The following is a 24,848-nucleotide window of genomic DNA, read 5'->3' on the forward strand; positions in this document are numbered from 1 at the left end:
GATAATGGTATCAATTTGGGTGACTCGGGGTTATAACCTTGGCCAGTTCACATAAGATGGGATGTGTGAACAAGGTTGCTAATGGAATGTCTATGTCTTGTTCACGCATACGAGCCAACAATTGTATTGCTATCAATGAATGACCTCCCAATGCAAAGAAATTGTCATAACGACCGACCTTTTTCCGTTTCAGCAATTTCTGCCAAATCTCAGCTAGAACAGTTTCCACATCACCACGAGGCGCTTCGTAACCGGCAGTTGTTCCAATAGCAGGTTGTTCTGATATCGGCGTATTTTGCGGTAAGCCAGTCTGAGTAGCATTGAAATTGGTTAGTAACTGCTGGCGTTCTGTGGCAGACAGAGTGGAAATGTTCATGATTGGTTTTTGGGGTTCGGTTTCTAATGTTTTTACCAGATCGGCTAAAGCAGACGTCATATAAGCAATCAGGTGTGCCGGATCGATTCCTGCTATAGCCTGAGCTGTCAACAAGAAGCCTTTACCTAAATCATCTATAGCCAGATAGATAGGATAATTCGTCCTTTCTCGACCTGTTACCAGACGTATACCTTCCCATAACGTATTGGTAACATCCGGTTGGCTATGGCGATAATTAAGGAGCGTATTAAAAAGCGGCAGAGGATAAGCTACACCGCTGCAACGTTGAGCCAATGCCAGTGGTGCCTGTTCGTGTTCAAGTAATTGCGCCAAACTGCGGTAAGCTGCTTGCACAGTGGCTTGTGTGCTGTTCCCCGCAAGTGTGATCCGCATGGGCAGGGTATTAATAAACATCCCCAGAATTCGCTCAATATCGGCACTTCCTTGCATCCGTCCTGACAAGACTGTCCCGAAGACGACATCATCTCGCCCACTTATTTTTGCCAGCACTTGTGCTAACGCAACATGGAACAGGATCCCAGGGCTAACGCCTTGACGGCGAGCCTGTTTGCGAATAGCACGAGCCAGTGTAGCACTCAGTGGCTTGCTAGTTTCAGTGACTGGTCTGTTTCCACTGTAAACGTCCAATATACCGAAAGGTGTTGTTGGTGTATCCACATCAGCGAGTATCTTCCTGAAATAAGTTTCGTGAGCTGATATCGGCATACGCAAGGATTGGGCGATAAAATGGCGGTACGGTAATACAGGCGATAATTGCTCAGTACGATGGTGCAGAAGTTCATTGATTTCGGCAACGATGATATCCAACGACATATGATCATTGAGGATATGGTGGCAACAGAACGCTAACAACCACTCTCCTTGATTCGGATCATATGCGATATCAGCAGAGAATAGCGGAGCCTGGCTTATATCGAGGCGGTGCTGGTATGGATCTGTCTGTGCCAACAATTGAGACGATACATCTGTTGTATCGTTATCCGGTACAAACGTATTGATGCGCAGGGAAGCCTGGCGCCAAACCACCTGTACTGGCCGTGTTAAGCCCTGCCAGCAGACGGCTGTACGTAGAATATCGTGGCGATTAATTACCTGTTGTAAAGCGGCCAGAAAAGCATCAAGACGCTCGCGGGTATTGAAAGCAAGCAAGAGGTGCAACAGATAAACATCCCCTTGTGTTTGCAGTAGATGATGGAACAGCATACCTTCCTGTAATGGTGCAAGTGGGTAGATATCCTGAATATTGTTGACACCATTGGGAACGGTGGCAGCGATAGTATCAATCTCGTATGGTGTCAGAGAAACCAGCGGTAGCATATCAGGCGTGATGGCGGTGCAACCATCGGGGATGAGATTGGGTGGTAGGATAAAAGTGGTCTCATCATCTTGAGTTTTACGCATTATTTTCGCTATTTCCGCCAATGTTGGTGTGGAAAATACAGCACGAATATCAAGGTGCCAGCCTCGGTTGCGCAGCTGCTCAATCAGATTGACAACCATCAGGGAATGGCCACCGAGTTCAAAGAAATGATCATAGCGCCCAACCTTTTCCAGTCCTAATAATGCTTGCCAAATCTCAGCCAGGGTTATTTCCATTTCACCGAGCGGCTCTTCATAAGTATGGGTTGCAATGGATGTCTGATCCGGCATCGGTAGTGCCTGGCGGTTAATCTTGCCATTAGGAGCCAATGGAAAAGTATCCAATGTCACAAATGCACTAGGCAGCATATAGTCAGCGAGATATTGTGCGAGTTGCTGACGTAGTTCTGTTGGTACTAATTTTATATTGGGTTCGGCTATCAGATAAGCAATCAGTCGCTTATCACCCCGCTTATCTTCGCGGGCAAGCACGATAGCTTCACGCACGCCGTGGCATTGCATCAATCTGGCTTCAATTTCCCCCAGTTCAATCCGGTAGCCGCGTAACTTGACCTGAAAATCATTGCGGCCAAGGTACTCGATATTGCCGTCAGATCGCCAGCGAGCTAAATCCCCCGTTTTATACATGCGAGCATTAGGATGTTCGCTAAAGGGATCGATAATAAATCTCTCTGCTGTTAGCTCTGGTTGGCTTGAATAACCACGGGCGACCCCCATTCCACCGATATAGATTTCGCCGCTCACGCCGATAGGAACCGGCTGACCAAATGCATCCAAAATATAGATACGTGTATTGGACAGTGGCCGGCCAATCGGAATATTGTTAGTGATAGGCGGAATATGTTTGTTATCTGTCACCATTTCTTTATCTATCAGCATAGCTGTGGCAGTGATGGTAATTTCTGTCGGGCCATAAGCGTTGAACCAGCGGCAGGATTGAGTTTCTGGGCACGATAGCCAATCCACTAAATAGCGGTATTCCACTTTATCCCCGCCAACAATCACGGTGCGTATATAGGGGCTGAAACCGATGTGTCCTGACTTTATTTCTTGCACCCAATGGTGCCAGAAAGCCGTCGGTATATTGATGACTGTTACTTTTTGTTCACGTAAAAAATCAACAAACCTGTTATCTGGTATTTTGAGCTGAGGCGGGCGCAAAACCAGCGTGGCACCCGATGCCAGAGTAGGGAAAATATCTGACACCGAAATGTCAAACGCGAAGGTCACAAATTGCAGAATACGATCCCCCAAACCAGGTTCACTGATCTGGCAATGAGCATGGATAAGGCTGACGACATTGCGATGTTCCAGCATGACGCCTTTGGGATTACCGGTTGAACCCGAAGTGTAGATGATATAGGCCAAATGATGTGGCTGAACGCCTATTTGCCTGCTGTCAGGGTTATAATCAGGCTGTTTTTGCAGATCCTCCTGATAAATTTTATCGTCCAGCAGCCAGAGGGGAATATCTTGTATTGGTAAACGTGTCTGTAAATGTTTCTGGGTCAGTAATATGACAGGCTTGCAGTCTGACAACTGATAAATCAGCCGCTCGGCAGGATATTCTGGATCAAGCGGAATATAACCGGCACCCGCTTTTAAGATCCCGAGCAGACCAATGATCATCTCCAAACCCCGTTCAACCTGAATTGCCACGCGGTCATCAGGGCGTACACCAACAGCAATCAAACGATGTGCCAGTTGGTTGGCACGGCGGTTTAGTTCGTCATAACTCAAGTATTGTTCTTCAAAGATCACCGCCGTAGCATTTGGTGTGCGTTGTACCTGAGCTTCGAACAGTTGGTGAATCAACGTATCATGCGGAAAGTCGGCTTGGGGGGCATTGAAATCAACCAATAATTGTTGGCGCTCTGCAACGGATAACATCGGCAGGCGGGCAATAGCTTGTGTTTCATCGGTTGTCATGGCAGTCAGTACGTTAGTGAGATAACCCACCATACGTTCAATCGTTGTCCGGTCAAATAGGCTGGATGCATATTCCAGATAGCCACTGAGCCCATCCTGGTTTTCGATTAATGACAGTGTCAGGTCAAAGTACGCGCTGCGGTGTGGGGGCGCCATCATCGAGACAGATAAACCCGGTAATTCAAGGGATTGAGGGGGAGTATTGTTTAGGGCCAGCATAACCTGAAAAATGGGGTTGTAGCTTAAGCTGCGTTCAGGTTTTAAGGCTTCCACCAACTGTTCAAATGGCAAGTCTTGATGTGCATAAGCTGCTAGCGTCTGTTCACGAACATGGGCGAGCAGATTTGCCACCGAGTTGCACTGTTCCAGTTCGATGCGTAAAGGCAGGGTATTGACAAAAAAGCCGATCAAACCTTCCAGGTCACTTAATGAACGGTTGGCGACGGGAGTGCCAATGACGATATCGTCCTGTCCGCTCAAACGGGCCAGTACGATGCTCCAGGCTGCAAGCAACGTCATAAATAATGTGGCATCCTGCCGCTGTCCAAGCGCTTTGAGAGCCGACAATAAGCTAGCATCCAGATGAACGGGCACATGAGAGCCGATGTAACTTTGTTCTGGTGGGCGTGGGTGATCAATCGGGAGAGTCAGCAATGTCGGTGCATTTTGCAGTTGTTTCTGCCAAAAATCCCGTTGTGCGGTGAGGATCTCATTTTGTAGCCATTTCTGTTGCCAGACGGCATAGTCCGCATACTGAATGGGAAGGTGAGGCAAAGGAGTGCTACATTTCCCTAATGCGATACGGTAGAGGATACTCAGTTCGCGGAGCAATATCCCTACTGACCAACCATCGGTGATGATGTGGTGTTGGGTAACTATCAACACATGTTCTTCATCAGACAGTTGCAGTAATTGACCTCGAATCATTGGTTCATTAGCGAAATCGAATGGCGTTTGTGTTTCAAGTTCCATCAATTCGTTAACGCGAGCCATGCGAGAAGTTTTGTCTAATCTACGCAGATCCTGATAGGCCAGAGAAAACCCCGTATCTGCACTATCTATGTGCTGGTAAGGTTGTTCATCAATCAGGATGAAACGGGTGCGCAAACTTTCATGTCGGCTAACGAGATGGTTAAGTGCAGACGTAAACGCAGCATGATCGAGATATCCGCTGAGATGAAGGGCTATCGGAATATTATAAGCCAGATTAGCTTTGGTATTGAGTTGAGCAAGGAACCATAAGCGTTGCTGGGAGAAAGAAAGCGGTAATGGTTGGTTGCGATCGATAGCGGGAATAACAATTTGGGTTGTTACAGGCGTGTCGATGAGCAAGGCAGCCAAATCGGCCAGGACAGGATGGGAAAAGAGTTGCTGCAAGTGCAATTCTCGCGCCAGTCTCTGGCGTATTCGTGCGGCAAGCTGAATGGTGAGCAGGGAATGACCACCGAGTTCAAAGAAATGATCGTGACGACTCACTTGTTCCAAGTTCAGCAATTCTTGCCAAATCGCGGCCAACGCTATTTCTATGTCTCCGATGGGAGCAGCATAATGACGGGTTGCGAGTGCTGTTTGATCGGGCATTGGCAGCGCCTGGCGGTTGAGTTTGCCATTGGGCGTCAATGGAAAGGTATCAAGTGTCACAAAGGCACTGGGCAGCATATATTCGGCAAGGTGTTGCGCCAGTTGCTGGCGTAGTTCTGCTGGCACCAGTGTTGCATTGGGTTCGGCAAGCAAATAAGCAACCAGCCGCTTCTCATTCGGTGTATCTTCCCGGACAATCACAACTGCTTCCCGTACACCGTGACATTGTGCCAAGGCCGTCTCAATTTCGCCAAGTTCGATACGAAAACCACGTATCTTGACCTGAAAATCATTACGGCCAAGGTATTCAATATTCCCGTCAGGCAACCAGCGCGCCAGATCACCACTTTTGTAGAGGCAGGCATCAGGACTTGAAGAAAAAGGATCAGCAAGGAAGCGTTCTCTGGTTAGCTCTGGAAGATTCAGGTAACCGCGGGCAACACCGATCCCACCAATGTAAAGCTCCCCTGTCACACCGATTGGTACGGGTTTTTTGTGACTATCAAGCAGATAAATTTGGATATTGGCTATGGGTTTCCCAATCGGTACTCGTCCGATATAGCGATCTGGCACGCATTGCCAGGCGGTGACATGGATCGCAGCTTCAGTTGGGCCATATAAGTTATGTAACTGGCAATGAGCAAAATGGGACAGACATTTCTGCTGCAAAGTATAAGGAAACTCTTCACCACTGCATAAAATGTGACGCAAAGAAGGGCAACATCCGGCAGGAACAGCATAGACAAATTGTTGTAGCATGGAGGGGACGAAGTAGATAAGCGTAATCCGGCGTTTTTCTATCTCAGACCGTAAATAGTGTGGATCTTTATGACCATCGGGGCGAGCCAAAATTAATTGTGCCCCAAACATCAGGGGTGGGAATAGTTCCCAAACGGAAACATCAAAACTAAATGGTGTTTTCTGCAAGACCCGATCCTGTGGGGTTAATTGATAAGCCTGCTGTGACCAGAATAGGCCATTCACGACACCACGATGCTCATTCATTACCCCTTTGGGCAAGCCTGTCGAACCAGAGGTATAAATCACATAAGCCAGATGGCGTGAGGTTAGGCCAAGCACTTTGGGATCTGGGTTGCTACTTGGCATGTCTGCGGTAAGGGATGCCAAGTTATTGAGATCCACAATGGGGATGTTGGTCAGTCGATTGATTAACGTTGTTTGGGTAAGAAACGCAACGGGAGCCGCATCTTCAAGTAGATAAGCCAATCGTTCGGCTGGATAGCCTGGATCGAGCGGGACATAGGCACCGCCGGCCTTAAGGATAGCGAGTAATCCCACCATCATGATCGAACTGCGTTCAGAACAAATTGCTACCCGATCATCCGGGCGGACACCGAGAGCAATCAGATAATGCGCTAAGCAATTGGCTTGGTGGTTCAGTTCAGCATAACTCAACGATTGATCTTCAAAGATGACTGCAATTGCATCAGGATTTTGCTGGACTTGCTTTTCAAACAGTTGGTGGATAAACGTGTCTTGTGGGAAGTCGGTGACTGTATTTTGAGGGAATACCGTGTGTTGAGAAGCCTGGAGCGCGTTAAAATCCACCAGCAATTGTTGACGTTCCATAACGGGCAAAATCGAGATATCTAGAATTGGCTGGTGGGGCGAGGTTTCCAGTGCTTCGATCAGCCCTGTCAAGGCTGTCGTCATATAACCGATCAAACGAATCGGATCGATGCCTGATACAGTTTGAGCAACCAAACTAAACCCATCACCCCAATCGTCAACAAACAAACCGATAGGATAGTTAATTCTCTCTTCTTCCATCAGCAGACGTACACCGTCCCATTTAGCAAAGGTGGTATCTGTCTGGCTATGACGATAGTTGAGTAGTGTGTTAAAAAGCGGCAAAGGGGGGATCACACCACTGCAATGTTGAGCCAGTGTCAAAGTTGCCTGTTCATGTTCCAGCAACCTCATTAAATTGAGGTAGGTATCTTGAACGATTGCCTGGACACTCTTATCTGTAAGCCCAATTCGAATGGGCAAAGTATTGATCAGCAGCCCCATCATTTGATCGATGCTGGTACTGCCTTGCATACGTCCCAGTAGTACTGTACCGAAGACGACATCTTCGCGCCCACTGGTTTTTGCCAGCACCAATGCCAAGGCGACATGAAACAATATACTGGGGCTGACACCTTGGCGTTTGGCTTGTGTGCGAATGGCTTTGGACAGTGCCATATCCAGTGACTGTTTGGCCTCCGTTATTTGCTTATCCTCATTGTGAACATCCAGTATCCCGAAAGGTGCTGTTGGTGTATTGATGTCAGAAAACATCTTACGGAAATAGGCTTCATGATCTGAAGTCGGCAAATACAGGGATTGGGCGACAAAATTACGATAAGGCAATATTGGGGGTAATTTTACAGAATGGGCGTTGCCAGGATACCCATTCTCGCTATGGCCAGGTAATAAAGCATCAATTTCATCAATGATACGTTCCAGTGTTATATGATCACAGACTAAATGATGGATGCATAAAACCAGTAACCACTCATCCTGATGTGGATCATAGGCTATGTCAGCGGAGAATAGTGGTGTCCGACTGACATCAAGACGGTATTGATGAGGATCGGTGTGTGCCAGTAATTGGAAAGAAATATCCTGTTCGCCATTGGGTAAGAATGTATTAATGTTCAAAGATGCTTGTCGCCAGACAACTTGCACGGGTTGTGCCAATTCCTGCCAGTAGATTGAAGTGTGCAGAATATCGTGACGGTTAATAACCTGTTGTAAGGTTGCCAAAAAGGTATTGAGCCGTTCGTGGGTATCGAAGGCAAGTAACTCGCGTAACAGATAAGTATCGCCCTGTTTTTGCAACAGATGATGGAACAAAATACCTTCCTGTAGTGGTGCGAGAGGATAAATATCCTGGATATTGGCCGCACCACCAGGGATTGTCGCGGTGATGGCATCAATCTCGTGCTGGGATAAGGAAACTAAATTCAACATATCGGGGGTAATGGCAGTACAACCTTCAGGGATGAGATGAGGTGGTACAGTGAACACCGTTGCATTTTCTTGCTCTGTATTCCCTTGAACAGTATCTTTTTGAACCGACAATAGCGCTTTTGCCATCTCTTTCAAGACGGGTTTAGTGAATATAACCTGAATATCAAGAAGCCATCCCAATTCGCGGAGTTTTTCGATCAGGTTAACGGCTATCAGCGAGTGCCCGCCAAGCTCGAAAAAGTGATCGCAGCGGCTGACATAATTCACACCAAGCAATATTTGCCAAATTTGACTCAAAATAGTTTCTGCTTCGCCTACGGGTGCCTGATAACTGCGTGTGACGATTGCCGTATGATCGGGTTTGGGAAGCGCCTGACGATCAAGTTTGCCATTGGGTGTCAGTGGAAAGGCGTCAAGTGTCACGAAGGCACCGGGTATCATGTATTCTGCAAGATGTTGTGCCAGTTGCTGTCTTAATGTCATGGGTTCCAGTTCAACACCAGTTTGTGGTAATAAGTAGGCAACTAGCTGTTTTGATACTGAACTGTTTTCACCAGGCAGCTTTTCACCAGGTAGCTTTTCATAAGGTAGCTTTTCATAAGGTAATACTATGGCTTCACGTACGCCATGGCATTGCCGCAGCCTTGCTTCAATCTCTCCCGGCTCGATGCGGAAACCACGTAGTTTGATCTGGAAATCATTCCGGCCGAGATATTCAATTTTGCCATCAGGGAGCCAACGTCCCAGATCACCGGTTTTGTACATACGAGCGTTGTATTCAGAAGAGAGCGGATTGATGAGGAAACGTTCGGCAGTCAGTTCAGGACGATTCAGGTAACCGCGGGCAACACCGACGCCAGCGATATATATTTCTCCCACAACTCCGCGTGGGACGGGTTGACCGTACATGTCAAGGATATAGATCTGAGTATTGGCGATGGGACGACCAATCGGCGGGGCATGGTTTCCCTGACTTTCACATCGGCAAAGAGTCGCACAAACAGTGGCTTCCGTCGGGCCATATGCATTGATCATCTTCCGCCCTTGTGCCCAGCGTTTGGTCAGCGTAGGCGGACACGCTTCTCCACCTACCATTAAGGTTTGCAGGGTTGCCGGAAGCGAATCCATAGTTGCCAGGGCTGTGGGGGACAAGAGGGCATGAGTAATGGCGTGGGTCTCTAAATAGTGAGACAGGGTTGTTCCCGGCAGAAGGTTTTCCCGTCTGGCAAGGTAAAGGCGAGCGCCGGCCATTAAAGCCATGCAACATTCCCAAATACAGGCATCGAAACTGTTTGAGGCAAACTGCAAGATCCGGCTGTCTGGCGAGATGGTGAGTATATCCTGCTGGGTGGTAATCAAGTTACACAAACTGCGGTGTTCTATCATGACGCCTTTGGGTTGTCCTGTGGAACCCGAGGTATAGATAACATAAGCCAGGTGACGAGAGGTCAGTCCCAATGTTTGGATCTCTGGATTTTCTTCCGATTTTTCATCCAAAACAGGATCGGCTGGAATATCAAGCAAAATGGTTGGCAGGTGGCTGTTCCCTATTTTTGTCATCGTTGTTTGCGTAATCAACGCCACGGGGGCTGAATCATTGAGCATATAGGTCAGTCGCGTGGTTGGATAAGTTGGATCAAGGGGAACAAAAGCACCACCGGCTTTAAGGATACCTAATAAACCGACTACCATTTCCAGACTACGCTCAATACAAATTGCCACCCGATCATCAGGGCGTACACCGAGAGCAATCAGATGATGCGCCAGGCGATTGGCACGTTTGTTCAGTTCATCGTAGCTCAACGATTGCCCTTCAAAGACTAAGGCAATGGCATTTGGTGTGTGCTGCACTTGTGCTTCGAACAGTTGATGAATCAGAGTATCTTGCGGGAATTCGGCTTGGGTGGCGTTGAAATCCATCAATACTTGCTGGCGCTCGATGTCGGGCAGGATTGGCAGATTGACTATTTTTGTTTGTGTTAGAGAGGGGATTTCCAGAGACGTGAGGGCAGCATCAAGCAAGACAGCAAGGCGAGCTTGGAGCGCCAAAACCTCCGTACTACTCAGATAATCAGGAGAAAAATAGAACTCAATGGAAATCGGGAAATCGGTATTTTCAGGACGGGCGGTGTTTGTGTATTGCTTCATTCTGATACAAAGAGGGTAAGGGGCACCGGAATGTAGTGCTAATTGTTTGACGCTGACGTTTTCTCCTTCCATATGTAAATTGGCTTTAAAGGGTTCGAGAGATAAAGTCACGTCGAATAATCGTGCATTTCCGACTTGTTGTCGCGAGTATATTTGTCGGTTAAGTTCTGCGATAGGAAAGTGTTGATGCTCATGGCAAAGACTCATTTCGGTTGCGGCTTTGCGCATGACATCACGAAACGTATCCTCTGGTGAAAGGGTGATACCAATGGGGAGCACGGAGGCGAACATGCCCATCGTGGATTTTTGTCGCGTATTTTTGCGATTGTGTATGGGAATACCAATAACAATTTCATTGACATCTGCTATTCGTGCAAAGTAGCAGGCCAGAATGGCGTACATGAAATGCAGGAAGGGCAATCCCTGTCCGCCAGCCACGTTTTCGATACGTTTAAACAGAGCCTGATCGATGGCCCAAATGACAGGCTGGGGAGCAACGGGTTTGGTTTGTTCATGGTTTGTCGTGTTATTGAAATTGTCAGGCTGGAGTAACGGAGGTGGCAGGTTTTCATAGCGTTTCAACCAAAATTGAAGATCGTGTGAGTAGTGTTCAGAAGCCAGATAATTGAGGTTATCCGTAATAAAATCCAGATAAGAATGAGCGGCGTTATCCAGCGTTTCTCCTTTCATCAGGCGATTGTAGGCATCAATAACCTTGTTGATGAGAATGAATATACCTGTGCCATCAATAATCAAATGATGACAGCAAAATTGCCAATATCGGCAGTTATTACTTATTCGTAATAATTTGGAACGCCACAGTGCCGCATTCAGATGAAATGGACGCAGGAACTCGGTATCCATGTATTGTTTTACTCTGGTTTCAGCATCTGGATGCGATGAAAAATCCAATATGTCCATGGTTGCAGGAAGCGAATGAGCAATCTTTTGGCTGGGTAAAGTGTGGGTGTTGAGAAATTGCAAACGCAGAGTGTCATGACAACAAACAACAGATTCAAAGGCACGGGAAAATACGGCTTCATTCAGTTCTCCTTCGATGCAGATAAAAGCACTGAGGTTGTAACTGGAAGAATTGGGATGAATAGCCTGATCAAACCAGATAGCTTGTTGGGGAGAACTGAGAGGATAAGCCGGTAAGGGGAGTGAATTGTTATTACAAACTGTGGAAGAAGTTTGTGAAGAGTTGTTGTGTAACATTTTAGTTTCTCCTTTGTAGTTATTTGGTTTTAATTTGTTGTATCCATCTGAAAGTAAATTAAATTCTGCCTATAGATAATTTTTTGGAAAAAAGAACTGTTTAAAGCTACATTGGCGGTATTTTATACTAAATACTCACCTTATAGTAACTTCTGAAATTAAATTAACTGAAATAAACACCGTGTGTCGATATTTTTTGTTGTTACAATGTTAATTATGAATGCGAGTGCTACGTTGCAGGGTTGAAAAGGGATATCCGGGCAAGGTAAATACGGTACTGTTTATCAGGGCGTTGGTGGGTATGGGGCAATGTGGAAGTTATCCCGCTGCTTGGCGGGATGATTAGCAAAATGACGGCTACACCAATTCATGAATGATGATCGCCAAACGATCAAACATTTCTCCAAATAATCGCTCAGTAAATGGCACTAACGTTGGAAATAATAGGGAAAGCGTGAAAATCCCCACGGTCAGAGTCAATGGAAAACCGACCACAAATACAGAGAGCTGGGGTGTCATGCGGTTTAACATTCCTAGAGAGAAGTTTAGAACCAGAAGTAGGGTAATCATTGGCATTGCCAGCATCATGCCATTGATAAAGATCAAGCTGGCACTTTGGGACAATAATAAGAAACCTTTTGGATTCAATTGGGTTAATTGAATGGGTATGGAATAGAATGTATCTGCCAGAATCGACAATAACCATAAATGTCCATCAAAAGCCAGGAACAGCAACATCATTATCATATTTAGAATACGGGCTAAGATAGGCATATTCGGGCCACCAGTAGGATCAAAAAACGTGGCGAATGAAAGTCCCATTTGTAAGCCAAGTACTTCACCTGCGTGACGCACGACAGCAAAGGCAATCTGCATGGTTAATCCCAAGGCCATACCAACCAATACCTGTTGTATTAAAACCCAAATTCCGGCAACAGAAAAAATCGGAATTTGGGGGGAGGGGAGGGTAGGAACGAGTAAGGAGGTGATCACTAAGGCTAAGCCAATTTTGACCCTTATCGGTATCTGTTTTTCACTGAAAATAGGTGCAGTGCTGAACAAAGCCAACAGGCGCACCATGGGCAAGAAAAAATCACTGACGAGGCGGGAAAGTGTTTCGCTATCAAACGGGATCATAATTAACCGATAATAACTGGAATACTGCTAAACAGAGTGCGCATATAATCCAGTAATAAATTAAGCATCCATGGTCCGGCAGTGACGATAGTCACGAAAACAGCCAGGATTTTTGGAATAAACGACAAAGTCATTTCGTTTATTTGCGTTGCCGCCTGTAATAAGCTGATGATTAAACCAGAAATCAAGGCAGATAAAAGAGGTGGAGCAGCCAGTGCTAATGCCACTTTCATCGCCTCAACACCGAGGGCCATTACCGATTCTGGAGTCATAATTTCCTCAAACCCCTCTTTGATCTTTATTCCAATAAGGTTTCACGCTAGACATAAAAACTTTGTGCCAGTGAACCAAGTAATAGTTGCCAACCATCAACCAAAACAAACAGCATAAGTTTGAACGGCAGTGAGATAGTGGCTGGTGGGACCATCATCATCCCCAACGCCATCAAAACACTGGCAACAACTAGATCGATGATCAGGAACGGAATGAAGAGCGTAAAGCCAATCTGGAAAGCGGTTTTCAATTCACTGGTAATAAATGCCGGGACAAGTACGCGCATCGGAACAGAATCCGCAGTTTCAAATGCGCCCTGATCTGCAAGGCGGGCAAACAGCGCCAGATCATTTTCCCGTGTCTGACGTAACATAAATTGGCGCAAAGGCTTGGCTCCCTGATCCAGGGCGATTTCCAGTGTGATCTTATCCTCACTGTAAGGCAGGTAAGCGTTTTGATAAATTTTATCGAATACGGGCGACATGATGAAGAAAGTCATAAACAGTGCCAGACCCAACATCACCTGATTAGGCGGGGCTGAAGGTGTTCCCAGTGCATTGCGCAGCAAACCAAGTACAATGATGATACGGGTAAAACTGGTCATCATTAGCAGTGCTGCGGGAATGAACCCCAGTGCCGTGATAAAAATCAGGGTTTGAACTGGCAAGGACCAACTCTGTCCGCCATTGGCTAAAGGCTGGCTGATGATGCCAGGAAACTCAGCCGCAGCGTTCATGGGAACGAGTGGTAACAGGAGCACCATAAACATAGTTGTTAAACGCATTGGATGAAGCCGCGAGACAAATTTCTTGCCTGTTATTCGGTTACCTGTCATAAAAAAACCTATTTTTCATCATCGTCTTTGTTATTTTTGTTTTTTTGGAGTGTATTTTTTAGCATCTGACCAAATGGTAGCGATTTGAGCGCAGTCTCCTTGTCCATGTTGTCAGGTGGTGCAGGCATTTGATGCAGCATATTGATCTGTTGAGATGTGACGCCTAAAACCAGCCAGTTATCCTCGACTTCTACCACAACAACCCGTTCTTTTGCTCCAAGGGAGCAGCTTGCCTTGATGTTTAGCAAACGATGATTTTTGCTTTTGGCAGGGGCAAAACCCAAACGGCGAACTAGCCATGTTATGAAGAAAATCAGCAACAAAATACCACCCAGGGCACTGCTGACTTGCATCAGAGTTTGGCTGGCTGGAAGAGGATCATTATTGCCTGTCGGTTTAATCGTATTTACATAAGCATGGTTGGCTACCGTATTAACCGGTGCAGCATCAGATGCCGCACCATGTTGTAAGGAAGTATCATTGGAAGGCTGGCTTGCCATCATGGTTAACGACTCAAGCGGCGCATGCGCTCAGAAGGAGTGATGATATCTGTGATACGGATACCGTATTTATCGGATACGACAACCACTTCTCCCTGCGCGATCAAATAACCATTAATCAGAATATCCAATGGTTCTCCCGCCAGGCCATCAAGGGGAACGACTGAGCCTTGTGATAGCCTCAATAGTTGCTTAATGGTCATTTTAGTACGGCCTAGCTCGACTGAGAGCTTGACCGGAATGTCCATGATCAAATCAATATCGGAGAGTTGGGCTAATGCATCCTGTGCTTCCAGGTTCTCGAATATTGACGTGCCGCCGTCAGAGGTTTGCTGTGCGGCCTGTTGTTCCAGCGCTTCTGCCCACATATCTTCAGTCGAGCTGGTATCTGTAGGTTGTTTAGCATCACTCATTGGGCTTTTCCTCATCCAGAGCAGTTAAGACAGGGTTAATCAGGTGTTCAACACGCAGGGCATATTGCCCGTTTAGTGTTCCATATTGACTGGTGAGCACAGGCACACCATCAACGTGAACGATCAGACGTTCAGGTTTTTCAATCGGCAAGATATCGCCTCTTTTCAATTGAAGGATTTTTGACAACCGCAGAGGAATATCAACAAAGTTCGCCACCAGCTCTAATTCTGAATGTTGAACTTGCTTCACTAAACTTTCACGCCACTGACTTTCTTCCTGACGCACATTTTCCACTGGTGGGTTGGTCAAGCGTTCGCGCAGAGGCTCGATCATGGCAAATGGAATACAAATATTGAATTCCCCGGTCAATGCACCGATCTCTACTTGGAATGGGGTAGTCACCACGATGTCGTTCGGTGAAGTGGTAATATTAGTGAATTTCACCTGCGTCTCGGAACGCACGTATTCCACTTCAAGTTTAAAGATGGAATCCCATGCGTCACGATAGGCATCCAGTGCCAGTTTTAACATCCGGTTGATGATCCGCTGTTCGGTATAGGTAAACTCACGGCCTTCTACTTTGGTTGGAAAACGACCATCCCCTCCAAACAAATTATCAACGGCGATATAAACTAAGCTAGGTTCAAAAGCGAATAGTGCAGTTCCTCTCAATGGTTTCAAGTGAACCAGATTGAGGTTGGTTGGCACGGCCAGATTGCGGGCAAATTCGTGGTAAGGCTGAACCTTGATAGCACCGACCGTAATATCCGGACTGCGGCGTAGCATGTTAAATAGCCCCATCCTGAATTGGCGGGCAAAACGTTCGTTGATAATTTCCAGAGATTGCAAACGTTCGCGCACAACACGGCGTTGTGTATTGGGATCGTAAGGACGAACCTCATTTTCTCGGGACGCAGTTTGTTCTACGTCATCGGCAGAGGCACTGTCACCATTGAGCAGGGCATCGATCTCTGCTTGTGAAAGAATATTGTCACTCATTATGATTATCGCAGAATAAACGTAGTGAACAACACATCGGTGATCTCTTGATCGGGTTCACCGGGTATTAGTGTCGGGCGTAGTATCTGTTTGATATCTACCACTAAATGCTTCTTACCATCATCTTTTGCCAGATTGGTGGCTTCCTGACGAGATAATAACAGCAACATACGGCTACGAACTTCTGGCAGATATTCATGGAAGCGTTGGCGAGTTTTCTCGTCAACCAGACGCAATGTGACGCCAACGTGCAAGACGCGGTCGAAATGCTCTTCGTTGTCGATCAAATTGACAGTAAAAGGCTCCAGGGTCATAAATACTGGTGCATCAATGACTTTGGGTTTTTCTGCACTATTATTGGTTGACTGATTCATTGCCCACCAGCTATACCCTCCGATGGCAGCACCAAGAACAGCAATCAGTACTAACAGTATCATCCAAATTGGATTTGTGCGTTTATGCTCGTAGCTATAATCAGACATGGACAGACAAATTCCTGTTTTCTGTTGCGAATAGTCTTCGCGCATTCCGTGGCGAAGCTCTTATCCATCAAAATTGATATTAATTATCCCGCGTCTTTGTTCCAGCAATGGCTGGAACAAACGGGGAAAAAACTATTAACTCATACGTTTGTTATCAACCGTTTTCGTTTTATCCCAATGCTTCACGAAATTAGGTTCGTGTTTAGGTGGATAATTAAGCAAAAGTATCAATACCTCCTCGGACAGAGGTCATTTGTTGAGGTGTTACCTGAATGGTTGATGCATGAGAAGGTGTGATCCCTCTGGCAGCTGCTAAGCCAGACTCTTGAGTTTCGGCGTGGGATTTAGAATTGCTGTTCGAGTTATTGGCATGGTTATCAGCAAAATATTCTTGTTGCCCGCTACCTTGGGTATCACTGTTGACACTGCTTTGTGCTAATTGAATACCACTTTCAGCCAGCGCGTGGCGCAATCCTGGCAATGCCGCTTCCAGAGCTGCACGAACATGCTGATGAGCGGAAACAAAATGCAATTGTGCCTGATTGTCTTCAACGCTCATGTGGATGTGTAATGCGCCCAGTTCTTGAGGATGTAAGCGAAGCTCTGCTTGTTGCAAGCCATTACGGTTAAAGAATAAGACATGTTGGTTGAGTTGTTGCTGCCACTCTTCGCTACCAAGATGGGCACTTAATAAAGGCGTTGTGGTGCTGTTGTTAAGCTGAAATTGCCCCGTTTGTTGTCCTGCTGAAAATAGGGAAGGGGTTGCTAATACTGTAGGTAAGTCAACAGACGTTGTTTCTGCCATCGAGGTTGTCAATGCTGGCGCTGTCTGAACTGCCATCTGGGGCAGATTTGGAGCTTTGCTATTGGCTGAAACTGCATCTTCGGGAATGACATTGCGAAATTCAGTCTTATTATTAGTAGCCAGGTTATTAATATCAAGTTTGGGCTGCGTAGGGAGCGGAACTAATTCCGCTTGAAAGTTGACAGGATTCTCTGTCTTATTGTTCAGAGGAATTTCCTGTTTAGCAGAAAGTTGAATATTTTTATCTTGCTCACCCGCTTTAGAAAATTGTTCAGTAAGATTGGGATGAGTTAATTTGCCATTCTTGGTACTGTTATCCAACAGGATGCTAGTCGTGTTGTTGGCGTTATCCCGCCCTTCATTGCTCAGCAATAGATTTTCTAACGATTCACTGTCCATTACCTCATGGGCATTCTCAGAAAGAACAGCGGAATTGGTATGAGCGGTAAACAGGCCAGTAAGCTGAGTGGGGATCGCCGTACTGGATGTTTTAGCTTGTGAGTGATCTCCATTGTTCAATATAGCAAACTCTGATGAGTTTTGCAGTAATGAATTTTCTAATGATGCATTGCCCATCAATTTATATGGGTTTTCAGAAAGAACAACGGAATTGGTATGAGGGTTAAACAGTTCAGCAGGCTGGATGGCTGTCTTTGTTCTTAATGCTTCAGCGGGTAAGAGCTCTTCATTGTTCAATGCAGCAAACTCAGGTGCTGAACTTTCCAGTAATGAATTTTTCAAAAATGCATCACCCATCAACTCAGGTGAGTTTTCAGAAAAAACAGTGGGACTTACATGACGGTTAAGCAGTCCAGCAAGCTGGATTGGCATTGCTGCATTTAATGCTTCGATAGATAAGGGATCTTCATTGTTTGATGCAGCTAATTCTGGCAATGAATTTTCTAACGATCCATTGTCTCTCAACTCATGTGAGTTTTCAGGAGGAACAGCGGAATTTGTATGAGAGCCAGGCAATCCAGCTTGCTGGATGGGTGTTTTTGTACTTATTGATTCTGTTGGTGAGAGATCGTTATTGTTCAATACAACAATCTCTGGTGATGAATTTTGCAGTAATGAATTTTCTAATGGTGTATTGTCCATCAACTCATGTGAGTTTTCGGGAAGAACAGTTGAATTTGTATGAGAATTCAGCAACCCAGCAAGCGGGTTTGGTACTGCTGCACTTAATGTTTTCGTTGGCAAGGACTCTTCATTGTTCAATGCAGCAAATTTAGCGTTGTTTTCTTGCAGGACTGTTTCTACATGTGGTTTATCCTTGACCACATTGTTATCTGATACTGCCTTCTCTGTCACTGTTACTAACTGCGACCAACCACTTTCTGTTGTGTTATCAGTGGTGAATTTTTCCTCTTTCAGGCTATTTTTATCCACTTGAGTAGTGGACTTCTGTATAGAGGCCGTTTCCGCATCGAGGAGTTGCCCAAATTGAGAAGAATGGTTATCGATCACGGTATTATGTAAAGTCGGCTGACTTTTATCCGTACCTTTGTCCGTGAATTTTAAATCAGTAGGCAAAAGAGTGAGATTCATTGTTTCATTCTCCGTTGTGCACCGCGTTGTGCGTACTCGTCCATTTGTTTTTGCTCCATGCGATTTTGGCGTAACTTCAAATTATGCTCTGCCCGCTGTTGCAGTGTGTCGAAGGCATTCAGGCGTTGCTGTTTTTCCTGCCATTGTGACATGGCTTGCTCAAGACGTTTTTTCCATTGGTTGAGCTGTAATCTATGTTGTTCAATTGCCATTTCCAGCGTTTTCATAAATTGCTGGTAATTTTGCCAAGTCGAGCAGGACATACCACTGCTGAGTGTGTCATTCAGACGGGTACGATACTCATCTTGATAATTGATTAACGCCGTGAGTTGTTGCTCCATTTGTTGGTGACTTTGCCGAATCTGTGCAAGTTGCGATGCCGCTTTTTCTGCCGCATCTTGGGCTAGTTCACGCAGGGTCATGAGAGGGGAGTGTTGTTGCATGTATTTCCTCGTATTAATCACCAAACAGACATCAGCGTTACTGAATGATATCAATAGTAAATTTATATCGGCACCGTCTTGATAAATGTTATACCCCTTGGCAAAAGTATTTTTCGGCTAATTTCCCATAAACAAAATATTATGTTGGCAATAATTGTTGAAGCTGAGTACAGGCTTCATTGTATTCGCTGCGCTCGTCAATGCCTTGTTGCAGGAATTGGGCCATATGAGGATAAAGCTCAATCGCCCTGTCAAGCAGGGAGTCACTGCCCGCAGCATAGGCACCAACGTTGATCAAATCTCGGTTACGTTGATAACTGGAAAGCAATTGTTTGAAATGTTGTACACGCCGATAATGGGTATTGTCGATCAGCGCGGTCATGGCACGACTGATCGACGCCTCGATATCAATGGCAGGATAATGACCAGATTCCGCCAGTGAACGTGATAGCACGATATGGCCATCCAGGATGGCGCGTGCAGCATCGGCAATCGGATCTTGCTGGTCATCACCTTCTGTCAGCACGGTATAAAATGCGGTGATGGAGCCGCCATCACTGACACCATTACCGGCTCTTTCCACCAGTGCCGGTAATTTGGCAAATACAGAAGGGGGATAACCTTTGGTGGCGGGTGGCTCGCCGATAGCCAGTGCGATCTCACGTTGTGCCATGCTATAACGAGTCAGGGAATCCATGATCAACAAGACATGTTTACCTCTGTCGCGGAAATCTTCGGCAATGCGCGTGGCATAAGCGGCGCCTTGCATTCTCAGCAAAGGTGAAACGTCGGCGGGAGCGGCAACAACGACTGAGCGTGATAATCCCTCTGTACCCAAAATATTTTCGATAAAGTCTTTAACTTCACGGCCACGCTCACCAATTAATCCCACAACGATCACATCAGCTTGGGTATAACGAGCCATCATACCAAGCAGCACACTTTTACCAACGCCGGAGCCGGCAAATAATCCCATACGTTGCCCACGTCCTACTGTCAGCAGGGCATTGATGGCACGAACGCCAACGTCCAATACATTGCTGATAGGGGTTCTTTGCAAAGGGTTAAATGGTGTTGTTGTCAAGGGGGCACGATAACCTGTATCGGGGGCTGGTAAACCATCAAGGGGGCGGCCTGCACCATCCAGAACCCTGCCGAGTAATTCCATTCCCAGAGGCAAGCGGCGTCCGGCGCCTGCATCTTCGCCATAAGAACGGGCATAGACGCGAGCGCCCGGTACAATACCTTCCAATTCTTCCAGTGGCATTAGCAACAGTTTTTCGCCATTGAAGCCGACGACTTCACTTTCAACTTCTTCAATGGCGTTACCATTTTGGCGCTCGATCAGGCAGGTAGCGCCAAGAGGCATATGTAAGCCAGTGGCTTCCAGTACCAAGCCGGTAGCGCGGGTCAGGCGCCCATAGCGACGTACTTTTGGTGTTTTTTCCAGTCGCTTTTCCAATGAGTCCAACGTTGCCAGCCAGCGACCCAATCTTGCCGTCATCACAATTCTCCCGGTGCTGCCAGACGACACATTTCATGCCAGCGGGTAGCTAAACTGGCGTCCATATCTCCTTCATCGGCGCTGACTTTACAGCCGCCCGGATGCAGCTTGTTATCCGCAATTAAACGCCAGCCGTGTAGCGCTAAAACTTCCCCCAGTTGTTGCTCAACCAGCGGAATATCTTGTGGATGGATACGCAATTGGGGTTTGCCGCTGAACATAGGTTCTTGCTGGATAAATTCGCGGATTTGGTTCAGCAGGGCGGTGCCATCACAAACCGCAGGCTGTCCCAGAATATGATGGGCAGCCGTCAATGCAAGTTGCATCAGGCGGGAAGCAATCACAGTATCCAACCCATCCAATGAATGGCTAAAGTCCGTTAGCAAGGTTTTCCACTGTTCAGTAATAACTTGCTGTTGTTGTTTGGCTTCCTGCAAACCTTGTTCCAATCCGGCTTGGCGCCCTTCCTGAACCCCTTGCTCATAGCCCTGGATCTGGCCTTCTGCAAAGCCCTGCATATGACCAGCCTGACGTGCCTGCTCTTTTAGCTCGTCCAGTATTCTTGCTTGTTCCAGTAGCCGATCTTGTTCGCTTGGCTGCTGTTGCTCATCGATGGGTTCCAGTTTTGCCCGCAAGGTTTCCCACTGAGTCAATTCGCCTGGCTGCCACGGCCGCCAGTTGCCCTTATTCGACTTATCAGACATAGGTATCGTCACCACCATTTAGGATCATTTCGCCACTTTCTGCCAGACGACGAACAACAAGCAGGATGGATTTCTGTTCGGCTTCCACTTGAGACATCCGCACAGGGCCTCGGTTTGCCAAATCATCGCGCATGATTTCAGCCGCACGCTGTGACATATTGTTGAGGAAGTGGTCGCGCAATGCCTGATCGCAACCTTTCAATGCCACAAGCAAGGAATCGGTGGAAACTTCCTGCAACAAACGTTGGATACTGCGATCGTCCACGTTGATAAGATTTTCGAACAGGAACATTTCATCAATGATTTTCTGTGCCAGTTCGTTATCGTAGGAACGAACCGCGTCAATGACACCTTCTTCCTGCTGACTCTTCATCAAGTTGATGATCTCTGCCGCAGTACGAACGCCTCCCATCTTGCTGCGTTTCAGGTTCTGGCCATCCAGCAGGTTATTTAGCACTTCCGTTAATTCTGCCAATGCGGAGGGCTGTACACCACCAAAGGTGGCGATACGTAGCATGACATCGTTTCGCAGGCGATCATCAAACAGGGCGAGGATATCGGCTGCCTGGCCACGGTTTAAGTGAACCAAAATAGTGGCAATGATCTGTGGATGTTCACCACGGATCATGTCGGCCGCCATTTGGGGTTCCATAAAGTTAAGGGTTTCTATGCCCGTCGTTGTATCACGGGACTCAAAGATATCCTCAAGCAGGCTGGAAGCCCGTTCTTCACCTAATGCCTTGATCAGTACATTGCGCAGATAATCGTTAGCGTTGATGCTGAGGGCAGCATATTGTTCCGCATCTTCTTCAAACTCTGCCATCACTTCAACGAGCTGCTGATTGGAGACTTGTTTCATTCCCGCCATCGCGATACTCAGTTGTTGTACTTCACGGGAATTCAGGTGCTTAAACACCTCGGCCGCCTGATCTTCTCCCAGGCTCATTAACATGACGGCACTTCTTTCTGTTCCGGTCAGGCTCATTGTTCGTTACTCATCCATTGGCGGATCACCAGCGCGACGACGCGAGGATCTTTTTCTGCAAGTTCACGGAGACGCTGGCTTTGAAGCTCAACATTGACACGTTGGCGAGCTAAATTACGACGCATTTTTTCGTCCAATTCAGCATTGGTTTCTATTTTCTGTTTTAGCTGGTTCTTTTGTGTTTCTAGTGCGGCTTTTTCTGCGGCGCGTTTTTTGGCGATTTGTGGCACGATCATCTTGCGCCACAGTAACCATACAACCAGTACCAACAGCAACCAACGGCTTGCTTCCAGCAATTTCTCTAATAAGATAGGGTTTTGCCAAAATGGCAAAGGTTCTATCACTTCGGCTATGTCATTGAATGGTGTGTTAACCACATTCAGGCTATCACCACGCTCAGTAGAGTAACCCATTGCTTCACGGGTTAATGCTTCGATCTGTGAGAGCTGTTCTGGTGTTAACGCTTGTGTTTCAGGGCCATTTTTTCCCTGAGTAGTAGCATAATTAACCACAACAGCAACCGAAAGGCGCTGCACCGCACCAGCCTGCAATTGTGTATGACGAATAGTGCGATCCACTTCATAGTTAATGGTTTCATCATAACGGTTATTGCGGTTGTCGCTTAATATGCGCTCGTAGCCATTGTTTCTAGTATTATTGCGTTGCTGAGCCGGTTTTTCATCGCCTTTTTCGTCGCCGTTGTTTTTGGCATTTGCGTTTGGCTTTTCAATTGGTGCACTTGGTGCAGCACTGGGTTGATTTGATAGTGCACCCGGTACTCCACCTACTAATGGCCCACCACTTTGCTCACTGGTACTATTTTGTTTAGAACGGACAGCCGCCTGGTTCGGTGGTTGGTTAGGTTTATATTCTTCTGCTGTTTCTTCGCGACGAGAAAAATCAATTTGGGCGGTTACCTGTGCATGTACGTTACCATGGCCAACTACAGGTGCCAGAATGGTTTCAATTCGATGCTGGAAACGATTTTCCACTTCCTGTGTATATTTCAGCTGAGTGGTGTTTAAATCCCGGCTAGTGGCATCGCTTTGTGTTAACAAGCGTCCTGATTGATCCACAATCGTGACATTGCTCGCGGGCAGGCCGGCAACACTGCTTGAAATCATATGCACGATGGCATTGATTTGTCCTTCATCCAATACTCGGCCTTGTAGTAATCCCACCGTGACTGAGGCTGAGGGTGATTTTTGTTCACGAACGAACAGGGAAGGCTTAGGCAAGGCCAGATGGACTCGGGCACTTTGGACTGGGCCAAGTGATTCCACGGTGCGAGCCAATTCACCTTCCAGAGCGCGTTGGTAATTGATCTGCTCACTGAACTGGCTGATACCGAATTTTTCTTTGTCCAATAATTCGAACCCCGCAGCTCCCCCTTTGGGCAATCCTTGTTGTGCGAGTTTCAGGCGAGTCTCATGTACCTTGTCGGCAGGGATCATGAGTGCAGAGCCATTCTCCGCAAAACGGTAAGGGATATTCATTTGGGTTAATTGCGTAACAATCTCGCCACCATCCTTATCGCTTAGGTTGCTGTAAAGCACCCGATAGTCGGGGCTTCGCAAGTAGAGAAACAGGGCGATGATGATGGCAATGGCAGCGGAGCCAGCAACCAATAACGGAACTTTTGGATCAGCCTTTATCTTGCTGATGATAGCGTTGAAGCCTTTATTTTGGTTTTCAACGTCGGTTATTGCTGCACTCATAGACGATCCTTGCCTTGCTGGTCAATATGAATACTAAAAGCGTGGCGTAACAAAACAGACTCCCCATACGCAAGCGAAAAGATTCTTCCTATTATTAATCCCATCATTATTCGCTGTTCACACCTCTTTTAATGGCACAATAAGCTTCGAATTTTTACTTCAATTACCCGCTTTAGTTTAGAAAGGCTATGTTACGGTGGCATCCCATAATCAATAGGGTGATTTAACACGAGGTTTTTATGTCAATTTCGGCAATTGAGGGTGTGCTACAACAGATGCAAGCCCAGGCATTACAAGCAGCAAACATTGCTAAACCCATTCCAGTACAAGGCAGTTTTGCCAGTCAGTTGACTACGGCAGTGGAAAAAATAAACCAAACACGTCTGAGGGCAGCAAAGCAGGCACAAGATTTCACTTTGGGTGTGCCAGGTGTGGAACTGAATGATGTGATGGTGAATATACAAAAATCGAGCATTTCTCTGCAAATGGGTATTCAGGTAAGAAATAAACTGGCTAGCGCGTATCATGAGGTTATGAATATGCAAGTTTAATGGTTTATATTTTGACAAATACAAACTAATTAATAACAATTCTTGCTTGGGGCACTAGGGGCTAGCTTTCTATTATCAGTAGGTTAATTAGGTTCCTCTATTTTCATTCATTCATGCCCCATAGATATTCCTCATCTTGAGGATGACTATCTATTATTAAACCTCAATTTATATGCATTATCGGTAACTTACCTTTTTTCAAGGTATACTTGGCGGTTAATATTAATACCGGAAAAGTTCTATTTTAGAAATAGATAATGTCGTAATGGTAACGATGTTATTTATATAGTTTATTTGAAATTCACTTTTTAATTA

At 46.4% G+C, this 24,848-nt stretch carries 15 protein-coding genes; 1 reads left to right on the forward strand and 14 read right to left on the reverse strand.

Going from position 1 to position 24,848, the window contains the following annotated elements; all coding sequences use genetic code 11:
• Positions 1-10: 10 nt before the first annotated feature.
• From WDV74_RS06795 to fliF, 14 genes are all read right to left on the reverse strand, one after another.
• Entirely contained in the window at positions 11-11,632 is an 11,622-nt protein-coding gene (locus tag WDV74_RS06795) for an amino acid adenylation domain-containing protein (protein WP_338885251.1), read from the reverse strand.
• 357 nt (positions 11,633-11,989) lie between these two features.
• Positions 11,990-12,769, reverse strand: a complete 780-nt coding sequence (gene fliR / locus WDV74_RS06800; protein ID WP_338885252.1) for a flagellar biosynthetic protein FliR — start codon at positions 12,767-12,769, stop codon at positions 11,990-11,992.
• A 2-nt stretch (positions 12,770-12,771) separates the two neighbouring features.
• Entirely contained in the window at positions 12,772-13,041 is a 270-nt protein-coding gene (gene fliQ, locus WDV74_RS06805; protein WP_099116301.1) for a flagellar biosynthesis protein FliQ, read from the reverse strand.
• Positions 13,042-13,088: 47 nt separating this feature from the next.
• Positions 13,089-13,826: a flagellar type III secretion system pore protein FliP gene (gene fliP, locus WDV74_RS06810; protein ID WP_338885556.1), complete on the reverse strand. Its 738-nt coding sequence runs from the start codon at positions 13,824-13,826 to the stop codon at positions 13,089-13,091.
• A gap of 59 nt (positions 13,827-13,885) precedes the next feature.
• Entirely contained in the window at positions 13,886-14,380 is a 495-nt protein-coding gene (gene fliO, locus WDV74_RS06815; RefSeq protein ID WP_338885253.1) for a flagellar biosynthetic protein FliO, read from the reverse strand.
• Positions 14,381-14,382: 2 nt separating this feature from the next.
• Positions 14,383-14,790 (reverse strand): flagellar motor switch protein FliN, encoded by a 408-nt coding sequence (gene fliN / locus WDV74_RS06820; protein WP_338885254.1) that lies wholly within the window; start codon positions 14,788-14,790, stop codon positions 14,383-14,385.
• Positions 14,783-15,790, reverse strand: coding sequence for a flagellar motor switch protein FliM (gene fliM / locus WDV74_RS06825; RefSeq protein WP_338885255.1), 1,008 nt, complete (start codon positions 15,788-15,790; stop codon positions 14,783-14,785). The genes fliN and fliM overlap by 8 nt, the downstream gene beginning before the upstream one ends.
• A gap of 5 nt (positions 15,791-15,795) precedes the next feature.
• Positions 15,796-16,272 (reverse strand): flagellar basal body-associated protein FliL, encoded by a 477-nt coding sequence (gene fliL, locus WDV74_RS06830; protein WP_338885256.1) that lies wholly within the window; start codon positions 16,270-16,272, stop codon positions 15,796-15,798.
• A gap of 214 nt (positions 16,273-16,486) precedes the next feature.
• A complete protein-coding gene (locus WDV74_RS06835; RefSeq protein WP_338885257.1) occupies positions 16,487-18,628 on the reverse strand; it encodes a flagellar hook-length control protein FliK in 2,142 nt (713 codons plus the stop codon).
• Positions 18,625-19,071 carry a flagellar export protein FliJ gene (fliJ, locus tag WDV74_RS06840; protein WP_338885258.1) on the reverse strand — a complete coding sequence of 149 codons (447 nt, stop codon included), beginning with the start codon at positions 19,069-19,071 and terminating at the stop codon, positions 18,625-18,627. Before fliJ ends, WDV74_RS06835 begins: the two co-directional genes overlap by 4 nt.
• Positions 19,072-19,210: 139 nt before the next feature.
• Complete coding sequence (fliI, locus tag WDV74_RS06845) at positions 19,211-20,575, reverse strand: flagellar protein export ATPase FliI (protein ID WP_338885259.1); 1,365 nt, start codon at positions 20,573-20,575, stop codon at positions 19,211-19,213.
• On the reverse strand, positions 20,575-21,279 hold the full coding sequence (fliH, locus tag WDV74_RS06850) for a flagellar assembly protein FliH (protein WP_338885260.1): 705 nt from the start codon (positions 21,277-21,279) through the stop codon (positions 20,575-20,577). The genes fliI and fliH overlap by 1 nt, the downstream gene beginning before the upstream one ends.
• Positions 21,272-22,264, reverse strand: a complete 993-nt coding sequence (gene fliG, locus WDV74_RS06855; protein ID WP_338885261.1) for a flagellar motor switch protein FliG — start codon at positions 22,262-22,264, stop codon at positions 21,272-21,274. Before fliG ends, fliH begins: the two co-directional genes overlap by 8 nt.
• Complete coding sequence (gene fliF / locus WDV74_RS06860) at positions 22,261-23,982, reverse strand: flagellar basal-body MS-ring/collar protein FliF (protein WP_338885262.1); 1,722 nt, start codon at positions 23,980-23,982, stop codon at positions 22,261-22,263. Before fliF ends, fliG begins: the two co-directional genes overlap by 4 nt.
• 239 nt (positions 23,983-24,221) lie before the next feature.
• On the opposite strand from fliF, the gene fliE reads away from it, so the two are divergent.
• Positions 24,222-24,533 (forward strand): flagellar hook-basal body complex protein FliE, encoded by a 312-nt coding sequence (gene fliE / locus WDV74_RS06865; protein ID WP_338885263.1) that lies wholly within the window; start codon positions 24,222-24,224, stop codon positions 24,531-24,533.
• Positions 24,534-24,848 lie beyond the last annotated feature (315 nt).

This window comes from Xenorhabdus sp. TH1, assembly GCF_037260955.1.
Classification (GTDB): Bacteria; Pseudomonadota; Gammaproteobacteria; order Enterobacterales; family Enterobacteriaceae; genus Xenorhabdus; species Xenorhabdus griffiniae.

What these genes read in the sequence shown, in the direction of transcription:
- WDV74_RS06795 (WP_338885251.1), bottom strand. Translation starts at nt 11,632, where the DNA reads ATGTTACACAACAACTCTTCACAAACTTCTTCCACAGTTTGTAATAAC.
- fliR (WP_338885252.1), bottom strand. Translation starts at nt 12,769, where the DNA reads ATGATCCCGTTTGATAGCGAAACACTTTCCCGCCTCGTCAGTGATTTT.
- fliQ (WP_099116301.1), bottom strand. Translation starts at nt 13,041, where the DNA reads ATGACTCCAGAATCGGTAATGGCCCTCGGTGTTGAGGCGATGAAAGTG.
- fliP (WP_338885556.1), bottom strand. Translation starts at nt 13,826, where the DNA reads ATGCGTTTAACAACTATGTTTATGGTGCTCCTGTTACCACTCGTTCCC.
- fliO (WP_338885253.1), bottom strand. Translation starts at nt 14,380, where the DNA reads ATGATGGCAAGCCAGCCTTCCAATGATACTTCCTTACAACATGGTGCG.
- fliN (WP_338885254.1), bottom strand. Translation starts at nt 14,790, where the DNA reads ATGAGTGATGCTAAACAACCTACAGATACCAGCTCGACTGAAGATATG.
- fliM (WP_338885255.1), bottom strand. Translation starts at nt 15,790, where the DNA reads ATGAGTGACAATATTCTTTCACAAGCAGAGATCGATGCCCTGCTCAAT.
- fliL (WP_338885256.1), bottom strand. Translation starts at nt 16,272, where the DNA reads ATGTCTGATTATAGCTACGAGCATAAACGCACAAATCCAATTTGGATG.
- WDV74_RS06835 (WP_338885257.1), bottom strand. Translation starts at nt 18,628, where the DNA reads ATGAATCTCACTCTTTTGCCTACTGATTTAAAATTCACGGACAAAGGT.
- fliJ (WP_338885258.1), bottom strand. Translation starts at nt 19,071, where the DNA reads ATGCAACAACACTCCCCTCTCATGACCCTGCGTGAACTAGCCCAAGAT.
- fliI (WP_338885259.1), bottom strand. Translation starts at nt 20,575, where the DNA reads ATGACGGCAAGATTGGGTCGCTGGCTGGCAACGTTGGACTCATTGGAA.
- fliH (WP_338885260.1), bottom strand. Translation starts at nt 21,279, where the DNA reads ATGTCTGATAAGTCGAATAAGGGCAACTGGCGGCCGTGGCAGCCAGGC.
- fliG (WP_338885261.1), bottom strand. Translation starts at nt 22,264, where the DNA reads ATGAGCCTGACCGGAACAGAAAGAAGTGCCGTCATGTTAATGAGCCTG.
- fliF (WP_338885262.1), bottom strand. Translation starts at nt 23,982, where the DNA reads ATGAGTGCAGCAATAACCGACGTTGAAAACCAAAATAAAGGCTTCAAC.
- fliE (WP_338885263.1), top strand. Translation starts at nt 24,222, where the DNA reads ATGTCAATTTCGGCAATTGAGGGTGTGCTACAACAGATGCAAGCCCAG.